Raw genomic sequence first — 13,965 nt, 5'->3', positions numbered from 1 at the left:
AAGGGGGCTTGCTGCCGTTAACATCTCTCCAAGCAACTCCTGATTGGGCTTAATTGATAGAAATTTTATCACGGGAATCAAGAAGGGGTCAGCGAGGACAAGAGCCAAAATCAAGTGTGCTTTAATACACATCACTTAGGGTAATTTTGCTTAAACCTCTGCTTAAACCATCTGAGAAAGATTTGCTGCCCTAATGCGGCTGCGCAATCTGCTGAATGACCTGATGCCCCAATTTGCTGCCATCAAGCCGATCAACTTCTCGCACGCCCGTTGGACTGGTCACATTCACCTCGGTTAAATAGCCGCCGATTACATCGATGCCAACAAAGGTGAGTTGATCGCGCTGTAGTGCGGGAGCTAACATCGCACAGATTTTGCGATCGCGATCGCTAATTTCGGTTTGGGCGCTGCGGCCTCCCACAGCCATATTTCCTCGAAACTCATTGCCTGTGGGAATTCGGTTAACGGCTCCGATCGGCGTTCCATTCAGCAGAATGATCCGTTTATCACCATCTTTAGCGGCGGGTAAATAGGTTTGCACCATGATTGGCACTTTCCCTTGCTGAGTGCTAATTTCGATCAATGAATTGAAGTTGCGATCACCCGGCTGCAAAAATAAAATGCCTTCCCCCGCTTTGCCGTTGAGTGGCTTCAGCACTGCCGCTCCCTCGCGGTCTAAAAACTGACGAATCACCTGCTTATCTTGGGTGACGATTGTATCGGGAATCGCATCCGTAAATTGCAGGGCATACATTTTCTCATTGGCGGCTCGAATGCCTCTAGGCGAGTTGACCACCTGAGTTTTTGCCGGGTCAATGTAATCCAAAATATAAGTGGCAAAAAGATACGCCTCATCGACCGGCGGGTCTTTTCGCATGAACACTACGTCCATCTCTTCGAGCGGTTGAAATAGCGCTTCTCCGATCGAGTACCACTGCGCGATCGCGACCCATCGATTTTCACCTAGTGTCACAGGGGTCAGCGTTACGGGTTCGAGCAATGCCCACGCCTTGCCGCTGACAACACTTAAGCGATCGAGTTGCGTCACCCACACTTCATGCCCTAACTCTTGAGCAGCTTCCATAAACGCCACGCTGGTGTCATGAGTGGGGTCGAGGCGATGGATCGGATCGATGATGAATGCAAATTTCACGAGTAATGTCCTAAGGTGTTGAATTCGGCTGGCAGCAGATTTCGCAGCGGATGTAACGGAGCAAGACTGACCTGCTCGCCCATCTGTTGCCAACGAGAAACCGTTTTTGACCGCAAATTGCTTTAGCTTGCTTGCAGCAGTGCATCAAGTTTTCCAGCCCGATCGAGGGCATGAATATCATCACAGCCGCCAATATGCTGATCGTTGATAAAAATTTGTGGGACAGAACGCCGTCCACCTGAGCGCTCCGCCATTTTCATGCGTCCAGGTTCGTCGCCATCTAGATTGTATTCGGTGTACTGAACGCCTTTGCGATCGAGCAATGCTTTCGCCCGGACGCAGAAGGGACAAGTACTCCAGATGTAGATTTCAACAGTAGGAGCCATAGTCTTTCAATAGTAATATTTCTTAAATTTTAAGCGCTAATGACAGATCCAACCATTTAGCGTGAACCGACTTTGGGCAAAGGCGCGGGACGGGCACAGCACTAGCAAGACTTCATGGAGATAATAGCTTGGGAAGAAGACAATCGTGTTATTGCGCGGCTCAATGGTCACCGACGTTTCTGCTGACTCGTACCATCCGGTTTCTACCCCAATTCTTAAAAATATACGGAAAGTGTCCTGGTAATCCTCCTACCGAGGGTAATATGCGGAAAAAGTCCAATGATTTAGTTTTAGTGGAGATTACAGGTTCAGTGCTCAGCATCAAGTTACCGTAATGTTATCCAAACAGTGTTTTAACACCCCTTACTAGGCAGTTTAAGAATATGAAGCGGCGCAAGCTGTTGACGTTAACAGGACTGGGGACGACAGTATTTGGATTAGTTTCAACATCGCGGTCAGTCGCTCTGTCAACATCACTGCCCACAACACAGCTAGCATTAGCTAAGAATGAACGTATGAGATTACTGACAGAATTTAGAATCGATGCTGACCATTACCAGTTTTTTGTGTATGACAGTGGGACTGATCCGTGTCCTGAAAGCTTCTACTCCGAGCCTGATGATAACCGTTCAGACCTTGGTAGTTATGGACAAGGCTACATCACCAATGGAAAAACGATTTGCTTTGGGACTGCTGCTCATTTGAATAACCATTGGATGGAGGTCTATTCCTCAGCACAAAGACCTGAGTTCGGACAAGCAGAAAAAGTAATTGCCTTACCCTTAGTAATAGATTCCGGCAACATTGGGATCACGAGTTTGCTGGATTTGAATGAGCCCATGAAGAAAGTTGCTGTTAATTCTGGAATATGGACTGTTTATTTGTTGGCTTTCAATCTTGGTTCTGATCCAGAGGGAGATTCTGAAGTGCCCTCTGATGAGCAGTTAAGAGCTGATTGGAAGGCTGAACGGTACAAGATGGTTCTTGTACCTGGTTTTCAGACACCTATCGGTGTTTTACACGGAGCAGGAGCGAAGAAGGCCTGAGCGATCTATTACACATACGATAGTTCTCGGCGGGCCACTTCAGCGCTGCCATTGTCGTTGGGGATTTTGTAATAGTGGCCATTATTGTGCGCCGTTAGCTGAATCTCGATCTGCGACACCTGAAAGGGCGGATGGTTCAACTGAGTAAAAACAGTCGGCAACACCGCTTCTACCTGTTGCACCATCCACTGAGATAAGTCTGGAAACTCGTAGAGAATTTTTGATTTTCGGTAGTCCGTTTCACCCGTTGAGGTGGTAGTTGGGACAAAGTTGGATTCCTGATGCAACACATAATCGAGCAGACGTGAAGTGCCCTGCAACGTTGGCAGCCTCAATGGGTTCAGAAACTGATCCAGTTGAAGATACTTCGCCGCCTGAATCACGCTCATGTGGATACTGCATAGCTAACCAATTGACAGAGCCGTTGCCGCAGCGTTTCTAAGCCCAACCGCTCGTGAGCTGAAATAAACGCGGCTTGAGGAAATTCTTCCCGTGCGATCGCTAGGGTTGCCCCATCGACTTGATCAATTTTATTAAATGCAACCAAGGCTGGCCCAGGAGAAATAGGCATTTCTGACAAAATCTGCATCACTGCTCGAATCTGACTTTGCCACGCTGGGTGGGATAGATCCACCACATGCAGCAAGGCATCAGCTTCGGTGACTTCCTCTAATGTGGCGCGGAACGCATCCATCAATGAAGGCGGCAACTCATGGATAAATCCTACGGTGTCCGTGAGCAGCATCGACGTTGACGCGTGGGTTTCTGGATTGGAAACCATCAGCCGCCGAGTCGTTGGATCGAGCGTAGCAAAGAGTTGATCGGCGGTATAGACCTCTGCATTGGTCAACGCATTTAGCAATGTAGATTTACCAGCGTTGGTATAGCCAATCACCGCGATCGAGGCAACTTCTTGATGTTGCCTACGTTGCCGCAACCGCGCACGGTGCGCCTGGAGCTGATCCACCTCTTGCTGAAGCCGCGAAATGCGTCGCTGAATACCTCTTCGTTCTGTTTCAAGTTTTGTCTCTCCTGGGCCTCTGGTGCCGATGCCGCCGCCTAATCGAGACATGGCTTGTCCGCGTCCTGCAAGCCTGGGTAGCATGTATTCCAATTGAGCTAGCTCGACTTGGAGTTTACCCGCCCCCGATCGCGCTCGTTGAGCAAAAATATCGAGAATCACTTCAGTGCGATCGACAACTCGAATGCCGATCTGAGTCTCCAAGTTTCGCACCTGCGCCGGTGACAGGTCACGATCAAAGACAATCAAATTTGCCCCGATCGTCTGTGCCGTGAGCGAAATTTCCTGCACTTTTCCTTCGCCGACTACTGTTTGAGGATGAGGACGAGGACGTTTTTGCTTCAACGTTTGTAGCACTTCTCCGCCTGCGGTATCCACCAACCGAGCCAATTCCTGTAGACCATCCTCAAAGCGCTGTGGTGATAGATTAGCCGTCTGCACCCCTACGACCAACACCTGATCATGATCGCCATCCACCTGTTGCCCGGCCGATTCGCGCTGAAATTCTTCCTCTAGTCCTTCAACTAGGTCTAGAAAATCTTGATTAGCGATGATATCGAGACTAAGGGCAGGCGAAACCGTCCAGTTGGCTTCTGGGTGGGGAACCAAATGCGCTAGGTAGGCCGCTTTCACATATCCGGTGACGCCACCGCCGCGCCGCTCGAAACCGCCACCTGTAAGAGTTAGCGCTACAAGAGCATCAAGTCGCTGAATTGCCATAGCGGTCAGCGCTGACTCTCCAGGCGGATCTTGTTTGAGTTGAGTCGCAATACAGCGAATACCGCACAGACGCTCTGCCCCGTAGCGAGGGAGTTCTAGCGGCGGAATCTGGGTTTGCCTAGGGGTGCCGACGCCAACGCGAATCACTTGTCCGCGTCGATTGATATAAGCACAGACAGGCTGGTTCAAGTCTGTACTGATGGCAGCGAGGCGCTGGGCGAATTCTGGCGTGGTGATGCGATCGCCAGGTAGACGCTGATGGTACAAGCGCTGCAACTGCTTTAACTGACTAGATTTGAGACCTTGAAGATGACCGTAAACCGTTTCGATAAGGATCACTTGCCTAACGCTACTGTCTCTATATTAGATCTCCAGATTCCGACTAAACAAGGTTCTGTCTTTCCATCGGAGAATTATTAGATCTTTACAACATGCGCTCTTTTGAAGCTAGTAGAGCCAATCGGGGTGCTTTGAATCAGTTCACAAAAAAAGAGGGATGGCTCCCTCTTACAGTGTTAATCGCTTTGTAGAGTTGCGATTTATTCTTCAGTGACAGGCGCTAACTCTGCTTCTGGAGTCGCTTCAGGCGCTTCTTCAACGGCTGCCTCTTCAACGGCTTCAGGAATTTCCGGCTCCTCAACAGCGGAAGGAATTTCTAATTCCTCCTCTTCTGTAGGTGCTTCGATCGCAGGTGGAGCTTCTGCAACCGCAGCCGGTGCTCCGCCCTGTTGCTGCTGCATCACCGTTTCGCGATACTTCGCTGCCATTTCCTCGGCTTTCTCGTACACCACACTTGGGTTCTTCACCATATCGCCCGGTTCTGGCTCAAGCTGCTTCGTCGAGAGCGAAATCCGGCCCCGCTCAGCATCGAGATCAATGATCATGACTTTCACTTCGTCATTCACATTGAACACGCTGTGGGGCGTATCGATGTGATCGTGAGAAATTTCAGAAATGTGCAGCAAACCGCTAACGCCACCGATGTCAATGAACGCACCATAAGGCTTGATGCCGCGCACCGTGCCGATCACGACTTCGCCAACTTCCAGACGGTTCATCTTACGCTCAACCAGCGCCCGACGATGGCTCAGAACAAGACGGTTGCGCTCTTCGTCTACTTCTAAAAACTTGAGCGGTAGCTCTTCAGCGACTAATTCTTCCTTCGGCTTGCGAGTGCTGATGTGAGAGCCAGGAATAAAGCCGCGCAGTCCTTCAATGCGAACCAGCGCTCCGCCTCGGTTGGTGGCAAATACAATCGATCGCACCGTAGCATCTTCGGCTTGGAGTTGGCGAACCCGCTCCCATGCCCGCATATACTCAATCCGGCGAATCGAGAGCGTCAACTGTCCGTCTTCATTCTCGTCAGCCAAGATGAAGAACTCCCGCGTTTCGTTGGATTGCAACACCTCATCGGGGTTGTCCACGCGGTTGATCGACATTTCTTGAATTGGAATATAGGCAGCCGTCTTAGCACCAATGTCAATCAGCGCACCTCTCGGCTCTAGGCTAAATACGGTTCCGGCGACGACATCTCCCGGACTGAAATGATAGTCGTATTTGTCTAGTAAAGCCGCAAAGTCTTCGTGGGTAAAACCGACATCCATAGCTACTGTGTTCTGATTGACCATGCTAATTGTTTTCCTGGTTGTCTCCGTAAAAAAATCGCCTCCTGCTGATGCGTATGCACATCCGGAAAATGTGCAGCCTACACCTTCATTCCTTAGGGTCTAAGGAACGGTTTGGACGGATTAGTGAGTTCAGAATTCTTATGATAGCTCAATCTCTCTCTCATAACACAGGGCGTTTGACTTCTTAGAGAGAGTTATTGAATGGCGCGATCGGTACTTTGAAATCAGAGTTTTCTTAATTTCTCCCAGTTGTAGAAGTGAGGCAGATTAGGTTCCTGGCTTTAAGTAGTCGAGTAAGCGATCGCCCGAATCGGCACGGACGAGTCCTACGGCAATATCGGGCAGTGTTGTGACGTTGGGATAAACCAAGTAGCGCGGTTCCCACTGGGGGCGAAATTTTTCTTTAAATTGATGCAGTCCTTTAAAGTTGTAGAACTGATTAAGATGCTCGAAGAAGTAGTGCAATCCTTTCTCGACTCGATGAGCGCCCGGTGATTCTCCCACTCCGGCAAGAGGGGATAAGCTGAAATTAAAGCTGTCGTATCCGGCTTGCTGGAAGTGCTGTAATAGTGATGCAAACAGAAAATCCATTGTGCCTTTTTCGGCGTCGTGGCAATGGCGCATCAAATCAATGGTGACTTCGTGACGTTGATATTTTGAAAGTAAATTGGCAAAAGCAATGATTTTACCGTTGGAGTTGTAGAGTACGGCGATGTGACACTGCTGCAAGTAATCTTGGTCAAACCATCCGATCGAGAACTGCTTTTCTGATCCTTGCTTTAGTTGCAGCCATTCATCACTGACAGGCTTTAATCGATCAATTAGAGTGCTGTCGATCGGGGGTTCGTAGACTTGAAATCGATATCCGGCTTTGGTGAATCGATTGATGGCGGTTCTAAAATCTTGGTTGGCTTTTCCCTTGAGGTTGAAAGCGTGCAGATCGACGATCGCTTCTTCGCCAATTTGCACCCAACGGTAGCCAAACGATTTGTAAAGTGGCAATTGATCGGGCATCGCTTCGTAGAAGGTGGGAAACCAATCGTTGCGATCGCAAAAGTATTGAAACCCCTTCAACGTTTCCCATCGATCGTCCAGTGGGCCAATCGGATCGCCGAGCGCGATCGCGGCTCGACCTTTGGCAACATACGCCACAACGCTTTGACCCGACGGACTGAAATAGTAAGATTTGTCAGGCAGCAGTGCCAAGCGTGCTAGAGAAGACCGTCCGTGCTCGTCAATAATGTATCGCGCGTGATCGCGATCAACTAACGTTGCCGGATCGCCGCGCAGCAACACAGGACGCAAGACCATGAGTAACGCATAGGTTAAGGTAATGGCTCCGACTGCATAAATCGAATTGGCGAAGAAAAGCGCAAACCGTCCCCTTGGTTCTAATCCAGCGTTGTCTGCTGTAAAGAATATCGCTAGGGTTTGGAGAATCGAATCTTTAAAACTAAAGTTAACCGGAGTGCCGTTGACGTTGAAATAGCCATCAAGGATATAAAATCCGGCGGTTCCGTACGCTAGGGTAAATAGAACGGCAACGATCAGAATGCGAATGCCTTGAGCGCTCGATGGAGGATCGGATTGAGCGGTATAGAGTCTGCGGATCAAAAACAGATGGGCGAGAAGCGCGATCGCGAGCGTACTTTCTTCAAAATCTAAGCCTTTGATCAAATGGCTGACGATCGAGAGTCCCAATAGAATGACTGTAATATACCAAGCCATTCGCTTTCGTCTAGCTAGGTTCACCGCCAAGGTAATTAAGACAAATCCAGAGAGGGCGGCAAACAAATGTCCTCCTGCTTGCACAGAAAACGGGAGAAACAGCCCCAGCAAAGCAGATCGCCTGGGAACACTCGGCGTCACAGCCGAAAGTAAGTTGACCAACCCTGTTACCCCGGTTAGCACTGTCGCGATCCATAACCCCAGTCGGCTTCGACGAGAGAGCGTATCAGTCCGGTTTCGCTGTTTCATTCCATCTGTGCAGCTTGCGATCAAGTTTTCTCAAAAAATAAAGTTTTTCAAAAATAGCGGTGGAGCGCGATTAATTCGCTAAACATATTAATTTGCGCCCTGCTTTCGCTGAGCCATTCTAAACTGAGTTCCAACAAAGCGTAACGAATCTTTTAGGTGGCGATGCCAATAGTTCCAACCGACATCTTGACCGACAATGCCGTGTCCACCCGGAAAGACATGAAACTCGTTCTGAATGCCTATGAGATCGAGGGCTTGATGAAACTCTTGCGTGGCGTCTAAGAATTTTTCGTCTGCCTCTCCTGCATCGAGATAGATTCGCAGATCTTGTCGCTCTTCGGGAGAAATTTGATCGATCAACAGCAACGGACTGTTTTGATCGCCACTTTCATCTTTGAAATAGCCAGTGTGACTAAAGAAAATATGAAACTCATTGAGATATCGCAAGCCGATGTTCAGTGCGCCCCACGCTCCAGAAGATAGTCCTCCCATTGCCCAAAATTGGGGTTCAATCTGTGTTCGGTATTGCGATTCTATTTCCTTAACGAGATCAACGCCGATCAGCGTGGCGACTTTGCCGTTTTCACCGTCGTAATAGTCTGGATCCCAAAATGGACTGCTGCCGCGATCATCGCTACCGTCGGGCGTAACGATGATTGAGGGCGGAAAGGCTTTTTTGACGTAAAGATCGTGCAATACCGAGGTGAGTCGCGCTTTTTTCTCGTAGTCCCATTCGTCGCCGTGTCCGCCGTGTAGTAAGACAACGACTGGATAGCGTCGGTCGGGGTGGCGATCGTATCCAGGTGGTAACACAAGTCCGTAGCGACGAGTTTCGCCCATTGCGTCGCTGTAAAAACTTTTAATTTGAAATTGAAGTCCGGTTGCGGTTTCTGCGGGCGGCGGATCGAGTTGCGGAGCGCCTGCAATAAACACATACCAGCCGACAGCAGCGCTAATTGAGGTGAGCGCGATCGCGCTAGCAGTTAGTATCGATTGGCGTCGATTGATCTTAAGCCGCATTGGGTTTTGACAGGGAAACTTGATTTGGGTACGGTATCATATCTATCTACTGACGAAAATGTAGAGTTTACTGATGATGTAGTGTGTAATTCGCATTGAAGAGACGAATTTAACTGAATCAGGACTTACGCAAAGGTTTTTCATTGGCAATGGATGTCATAGCGGATGTAACAGATCACTTCCGGTTGAGCTTTACCCGTATCCGTTCCTTAAGCTATAGGTTTCAAATGTCGCAGTTGTTTCCTGTCACATTCAGTGGATAGATAGCGCGGGATCAATGTCTGAAATCAAAGATCAAACGTGTGAAATTGAGAATCAAATGATGAAATCACTGAGTCAAATCCTGTAAGTAGCTAGGCGGATTTAAACCGAAAACGCTCAAGTGAGTATCCTCCCGTTTGACTCCGTGCTTCCATTCCTCTGATTACCGCCATTGCTAAATCATATGAGCGCGGTCTTTGATCTGCTGCGCGACCTTCGGCGCAACTCGCAATTCCTGGAGCGTCCGGTCGGATTCCTCGCTCAGAACGATTCGTAAAGGGGCGGGCATTGGCTCAAGCAGAGTGAAGGATTTAGCATCTCCTTTATCTTACGTTTAATCTCGCCTACCTACTTATGGAGCGAGTTGTAATAGAGAAAGATTCAACTTAACAGAAGTTAAAAATAGCTTAAAAGACAGAAATAGATCTAGATCAAGATGATGTAGCCCAACAGACGTTGTGTGACGAATCTCTTCAAGGCACGGTGAAGTCAATCGAGTTTGTATCATAAAGAAAACTGAGTATTTTTACCTCAACTAATACATAAGAATGAAAGCCCTCACGAAAGGAAGATTTCTCTCTCTTGGAATGATTAGTATGGCTGTTTTAAGCGGCGTTTCTGCTCGAGCCGTTCAGCTATCCGATGGAACTGTTTTCTTTACATCGCCGCCTCGCTTAGAAGGAGCCTCGACGACTCAAAACTATGTCCGGGCATGGGTGGTAACCTATTACTTCACGCTGACGATTCCTGAAAATTCGGGAGAGCCATTGCAAAGAGTGACGATCGCACAAGATGAGAATGTGGATACTGTCAGGTTTTCAATCGATGAGACAAAAGCCTTTGAGGGTCAGCGAGGACGTCTAGGGGCAACGTTACCGATCCAAGCGACGACGAGTGACCCCAAAACAAAAGCGGTGACCGTGACGTTTAACCCACCGATCGCAGCGGGTAAGACGGTGACGATCGCACTCTCTCCCCGCTCGAATCCAGATTATGGCGGGGTCTATCTATTCGGCGTGACGGCGTTTCCACCCGGAGAGAAGTCTCATGGTCAATTCCTCGGCTTCGGACGTTTGAATATTTATGACAGTGGACCCAATTCTTTTTTCAGATTTCGCTAACTGTCTGGTGCTTTAGCGATGGGTGTGATCAGGTTAGCCCAAGGGCTGATTGAGAAGCATCGTTTTTCCTCTCACGCTTGTTACCGAAAACAAATGTTACCGAAAACAAAACCGACCCTTCTAAATTTAGAAGGGTCGGTTAACGTAACACTAAATCTGAAATTGCTTAAGCTTGTCTTCTATCAAGAAAGCCCTTGATCTGGGCGATCGCGGCTGGAGCAATTCTAGAGACTGCCCAACCTGCGGCTAACAAAACGGGCAGCAACACCACCAATACGCGCCAATCCATACTAGTGCTTTCTCCTCATTAAGGGTGTTCATTATTCTTTAATTTCTATCGCATTTGGTGACATTTTCAAAGTAGTCTTCTCAGGTTAGTTACATTTGTACATGAAAGCCTAGATCTGTGCCTTTGCCAGCGTGGACGAGGGCCAGTTTTTCGTACTGTTGGGCATGTTCGATCAGATGAACAACTTCGGGATCGGAAAGATCGCGCAGAGGTTTGGCAGGAACGCCGACGACGAGCGATCGCGGAGGTACATCTTTTGTCACGACTGAGCCTGCGCCAATGATACTGCCCGCCCCGACACGGACGCCATCGAGTACGATCGCGCCAATGCCCACTAAGCTGCCTCGCTCAATATGGGCACTGTGAATCACAGCGCGATGCCCAACCGTAACGAAATCTTCAAGAACGGTGGGTTTGCCAGGATCACCATGCACAATAGCTCCGTCTTGAATATTGGTACTTGCGCCTAAACAAATGCGTTCGACATCGCCGCGAAGGACGGCGTTGTACCAGATGCTAACCCCTGCTGCCACTTCAATCCAGCCGATTACCGTAGCATTTGGGGCGACAAAGGCAGCTTGAGAGAGGTCGGGCTGAGTCCAGAATGGTGGCGTTGGGATTGGAAATGGATTGGGATTATTCACTAGGGTTGAGAATGATTCTAGGGGAGCAGAAAATTATCGCAGTTATAATGATTTCACGAGGGCAGGCGCATACACAAACTTTGAGCGTTCGCGTTTCATGATCAATTCCAGTTTCCAATATCCCATTTTCGGACCCGAAATCCAGTGCCCGCACTGTCGTCAGACGATTCCGGCGCTCACTTTAACGGATACCTATTTATGTCCTCGTCATGGCGCGTTTGAAGCGAGTCCTGATACGGCAGAGCTTGTTCATTTGCAATCGGGGCGGCATTGGCGGCTTTGGAAGGACGAATGGTATCGGCAACACACTCATCCAGATGGCATTCGCTTTGAGATTCATGAAGCGCTCGACCGGCTTTACACGCAGGGCTATCGAGCAACGCGAGTTGTGATTGCTCAGCGCTATAAGGAGTTGATTAGCACCTATCTGGAGCGCAGTACGCCGTGGCGGGGACAGAACGATTCGCCAAAGCCGAGGCTCTATGGATTGCCAGTCGAGTTTAGTCCCGATCCGAAAGAGGAGCCGTGTTGGGACGTGATTAATTTTGACTTGGAGAAAGAGCCGGGTGCGCCAGTGAGGTATCCGTATTTTCGGTTGTTTGAGTGAAGAGAGAGAAGAGAGGGATGAGGGATGAACGAGAAGAATTTTGGGGCTGGTTGGGTTGTGCTTAGGTTTCTTGATTGACTAGATAAGATTAGAGAAGTCTTTAACTATCCCTTTCATCCCTCATCCCTCATCCCTAGTGCTTATGCATCACGTTTCGATCCGAACGGCGGATATCTTCAGAGCGATCGCATTCTATGAGCAGCTAGAATTCTCGGTCTGTGAACGATTCACGACGGGTTATACGCTGGCGTGTTGGATGGAAGGATTGGGCGGACGAATTGAATTGATCCAAATTCCGGAGCCGAAGCCTGCGCCAGATGCGTTTGGGGATGAACATTATGTGGGGTACTATCATTCGTCGTTTGATTTGACCCAAGAGGCGGATGATTTGACCCATTGGTTAGAAAATTTGAGGCACAAGTTAGAGGCACAGTCGCAGTCTCTGAAGATTTTGCTGGAGCCGGAGCAGCAGATGATCGGCGATCGCGTGTATGAGGTTGCTTTTATTGCGGATGCAGATGGGTTACCGATTGAAGTGCTGAGACGGGCGAAGTAGAGTACTATACATTCACCTTTTTTGGATAGGTGATTCATGCCTGCTGAGCGAACTGAGCCGTTTTTAGACAATTGGACCTATCTCAAGGTTGAACTTAACTGGCTAGAGAAGCTGCTGTTGATGACGGTGGCTCGGCAACGCAAAGATTTGAAAGAAGTGGAGCGGGTGGCTCAGACGAAAGCCGACCGGGTGACGAGTCATTGGTGGAAAGGGATTGTGAGCCTGGAGGGAAATGCGTCTTATGACACGCCGCCAGCACGAAAGAAGGCGGATTCGGAGGGACATCCGGAGACGTATCAGCAGCAGATGGCAGCGCGGATTCAAGCCAGCCGCGATCGCGGGATTAAACTAGCCTTACCGACGCTGTGCGATCGCTTCAATCTGTCTGCGTTTGAGAAAAATGTACTGCTCGTGGGGCTTGCGCCGGAAGTGCATCGACGATATGCCCTACTGTATGGATATTTGCAGACAGGCCGCGAGTGTCAGGATTTGCCGACGGTAGATTTAGCGTTGCGGTTGTTCTGCCGAAATGATGGCGAGTGGAGAGCGGCGCGATCGCAGCTAACCGAAGCAGGAGCATTACTTCGACATCAGCTAGTCGAGCTTGACAATGAGCTACCGTTGCCATTGCTCAGTCGAACCTTCAAGGTGGCAGATGAGTGGGTGGATTATTTATTGTCGGAGTTGCCGCAGTGGAACGCAGAACTGATACCCACTGAGGCAACAGAGGTATTAGGGCCAGGATGGGTTCAATTTTGCCAAGCAACGAAGGTAGAACAAGTTGCGCCGTTGGTGTTGCCGGAAGAATTGCAGGAGTCGCTCAAGCATTTGGGCGATCGCATTCAGCATTGCGATCAGGTTGATGTGGCATGGGACTTTCAAACCGGAGGGGACTCGCCAGGAACGGTCGTCCTGATGACAGGCAAACCTGGAACAGGCAAGGCGATGGCAACCCGGACGATCGCAAATCGGCTAGACGTGCCATTTGTAGAAGTTGATTTGGCAGTGCTAACGCCCGCCGAGCAGCGTGCATTGATATTAGAGATCACGATTCAAGCCCCGATGGTGTTGCTGATTCGATCGGCTGAGGTTTGGGTTGGGCGGATGTCGGCGCTACCGTCAGTTGAGATGGCTAAGTTGCTTCAGTCGCGACGATCGCAGCGAGGCTTGACTGTATTTAGCGTGAGATCGCAGCTTGCACTCCGGGCTGAGGTGCGATCGCAGCTTCAGTTCACTCTAAAGTTTCCAACTCCCGATTTAGCGGCGCGGTGGTTGTTGTGGAATCAAGCGTTTGCGCCTCACGTTCCGCTAGATGAGGATATTGATTGGGCAGAGTTGGCGGAAAAATTTGCGCTGACGGGGGGAGAGATTAGTGCGATCGCGCGATCGGCTGCATTCTTCGCAGCAGGGGAAGGAGAAACGGCAAAAATTGGCATGAAGCACTTGAAAGAAGCCTTGGCGCTCCACCGCTTAGGGGCATGAATTGAATCAAACGATCCAGTGCTTGGGCTAAGTTTGGGAGGCGTGCCCTCATCC

Annotated in this window: 15 protein-coding genes; 5 read left to right on the top strand and 10 right to left on the bottom strand. The window is 49.5% G+C overall.

Annotated elements, in window-relative coordinates; all coding sequences use genetic code 11:
- Positions 1-190: 190 nt before the first annotated feature.
- The 3 genes from gshB to AC5JLB_RS12740 form a co-directional block, all read right to left on the bottom strand.
- Positions 191-1,153, bottom strand: a complete 963-nt coding sequence (gene gshB, locus AC5JLB_RS12750; RefSeq protein WP_495874203.1) for a glutathione synthase — start codon at positions 1,151-1,153, stop codon at positions 191-193.
- 122 nt (positions 1,154-1,275) lie between these two features.
- Positions 1,276-1,539 (bottom strand): glutaredoxin 3, encoded by a 264-nt coding sequence (grxC, locus tag AC5JLB_RS12745; protein ID WP_495874202.1) that lies wholly within the window; start codon positions 1,537-1,539, stop codon positions 1,276-1,278.
- 36 nt (positions 1,540-1,575) lie between these two features.
- Complete coding sequence (locus AC5JLB_RS12740; protein WP_495874201.1) at positions 1,576-1,710, bottom strand: 2OG-Fe(II) oxygenase; 135 nt, start codon at positions 1,708-1,710, stop codon at positions 1,576-1,578.
- A 344-nt stretch (positions 1,711-2,054) separates the two neighbouring features.
- On the opposite strand from AC5JLB_RS12740, the gene AC5JLB_RS12735 reads away from it, so the two are divergent.
- Positions 2,055-2,585, top strand: a complete 531-nt coding sequence (locus AC5JLB_RS12735) for a hypothetical protein (protein ID WP_495874200.1) — start codon at positions 2,055-2,057, stop codon at positions 2,583-2,585.
- A gap of 8 nt (positions 2,586-2,593) precedes the next feature.
- On the opposite strand, the gene AC5JLB_RS12730 is transcribed toward AC5JLB_RS12735, so the two are convergent.
- The 5 genes from AC5JLB_RS12730 to AC5JLB_RS12710 all read right to left on the bottom strand — a co-directional run bounded on the left by AC5JLB_RS12730 (position 2,594) and on the right by AC5JLB_RS12710 (position 8,951).
- Positions 2,594-2,974: a 2OG-Fe(II) oxygenase gene (locus AC5JLB_RS12730; protein ID WP_495874199.1), complete on the bottom strand. Its 381-nt coding sequence runs from the start codon at positions 2,972-2,974 to the stop codon at positions 2,594-2,596.
- Positions 2,971-4,665 (bottom strand): GTPase HflX, encoded by a 1,695-nt coding sequence (gene hflX / locus AC5JLB_RS12725; RefSeq protein ID WP_495874198.1) that lies wholly within the window; start codon positions 4,663-4,665, stop codon positions 2,971-2,973. The genes AC5JLB_RS12730 and hflX overlap by 4 nt, the downstream gene beginning before the upstream one ends.
- 200 nt (positions 4,666-4,865) lie before the next feature.
- A complete protein-coding gene (locus tag AC5JLB_RS12720) occupies positions 4,866-5,954 on the bottom strand; it encodes a 30S ribosomal protein S1 (RefSeq protein WP_495874197.1) in 1,089 nt (362 codons plus the stop codon).
- 267 nt (positions 5,955-6,221) lie between these two features.
- Complete coding sequence (locus AC5JLB_RS12715; protein ID WP_495874196.1) at positions 6,222-7,931, bottom strand: phosphatidylglycerol lysyltransferase domain-containing protein; 1,710 nt, start codon at positions 7,929-7,931, stop codon at positions 6,222-6,224.
- A gap of 87 nt (positions 7,932-8,018) precedes the next feature.
- A complete protein-coding gene (locus AC5JLB_RS12710) occupies positions 8,019-8,951 on the bottom strand; it encodes an alpha/beta hydrolase (RefSeq protein WP_495874195.1) in 933 nt (310 codons plus the stop codon).
- 857 nt (positions 8,952-9,808) lie between these two features.
- Between AC5JLB_RS12710 and AC5JLB_RS12705 the strand changes: the two genes are divergently transcribed.
- Positions 9,809-10,333, top strand: a complete 525-nt coding sequence (locus tag AC5JLB_RS12705; RefSeq protein ID WP_495874194.1) for a DUF2808 domain-containing protein — start codon at positions 9,809-9,811, stop codon at positions 10,331-10,333.
- Positions 10,334-10,499: 166 nt separating this feature from the next.
- On the opposite strand, the gene AC5JLB_RS12700 is transcribed toward AC5JLB_RS12705, so the two are convergent.
- On the bottom strand, positions 10,500-10,622 hold the full coding sequence (locus AC5JLB_RS12700; protein ID WP_495874193.1) for a photosystem II protein Y: 123 nt from the start codon (positions 10,620-10,622) through the stop codon (positions 10,500-10,502).
- A gap of 89 nt (positions 10,623-10,711) precedes the next feature.
- Positions 10,712-11,266, bottom strand: a complete 555-nt coding sequence (locus tag AC5JLB_RS12695) for a gamma carbonic anhydrase family protein (RefSeq protein WP_495874192.1) — start codon at positions 11,264-11,266, stop codon at positions 10,712-10,714.
- A 97-nt stretch (positions 11,267-11,363) separates the two neighbouring features.
- On the opposite strand from AC5JLB_RS12695, the gene AC5JLB_RS12690 reads away from it, so the two are divergent.
- From AC5JLB_RS12690 to AC5JLB_RS12680, 3 genes are all read left to right on the top strand, one after another.
- Complete coding sequence (locus AC5JLB_RS12690) at positions 11,364-11,873, top strand: TIGR02652 family protein (protein WP_495692773.1); 510 nt, start codon at positions 11,364-11,366, stop codon at positions 11,871-11,873.
- Between the two features lie 142 nt (positions 11,874-12,015).
- A complete protein-coding gene (locus tag AC5JLB_RS12685; RefSeq protein ID WP_495874191.1) occupies positions 12,016-12,429 on the top strand; it encodes a VOC family protein in 414 nt (137 codons plus the stop codon).
- Between the two features lie 36 nt (positions 12,430-12,465).
- Positions 12,466-13,911, top strand: coding sequence for an AAA family ATPase (locus AC5JLB_RS12680; RefSeq protein WP_495874190.1), 1,446 nt, complete (start codon positions 12,466-12,468; stop codon positions 13,909-13,911).
- Positions 13,912-13,965: the final 54 nt, after the last annotated feature.

Source organism: Myxacorys chilensis (assembly GCF_059505265.1).
This window is presented reverse-complemented; position numbering and strand designations above follow the sequence as displayed.

Coding starts and splice junctions, on each gene's coding strand:
- grxC (WP_495874202.1), bottom strand. CDS start 1,539: ATGGCTCCTACTGTTGAAATCTACATCTGGAGTACTTGTCCCTTCTGC.
- AC5JLB_RS12735 (WP_495874200.1), top strand. CDS start 2,055: ATGAGATTACTGACAGAATTTAGAATCGATGCTGACCATTACCAGTTT.
- AC5JLB_RS12730 (WP_495874199.1), bottom strand. CDS start 2,974: ATGAGCGTGATTCAGGCGGCGAAGTATCTTCAACTGGATCAGTTTCTG.
- AC5JLB_RS12720 (WP_495874197.1), bottom strand. CDS start 5,954: ATGGTCAATCAGAACACAGTAGCTATGGATGTCGGTTTTACCCACGAA.
- AC5JLB_RS12715 (WP_495874196.1), bottom strand. CDS start 7,931: ATGAAACAGCGAAACCGGACTGATACGCTCTCTCGTCGAAGCCGACTG.
- AC5JLB_RS12710 (WP_495874195.1), bottom strand. CDS start 8,951: ATGCGGCTTAAGATCAATCGACGCCAATCGATACTAACTGCTAGCGCG.
- AC5JLB_RS12705 (WP_495874194.1), top strand. CDS start 9,809: ATGGCTGTTTTAAGCGGCGTTTCTGCTCGAGCCGTTCAGCTATCCGAT.
- AC5JLB_RS12700 (WP_495874193.1), bottom strand. CDS start 10,622: ATGGATTGGCGCGTATTGGTGGTGTTGCTGCCCGTTTTGTTAGCCGCA.
- AC5JLB_RS12690 (WP_495692773.1), top strand. CDS start 11,364: ATGATCAATTCCAGTTTCCAATATCCCATTTTCGGACCCGAAATCCAG.
- AC5JLB_RS12685 (WP_495874191.1), top strand. CDS start 12,016: ATGCATCACGTTTCGATCCGAACGGCGGATATCTTCAGAGCGATCGCA.
- AC5JLB_RS12680 (WP_495874190.1), top strand. CDS start 12,466: ATGCCTGCTGAGCGAACTGAGCCGTTTTTAGACAATTGGACCTATCTC.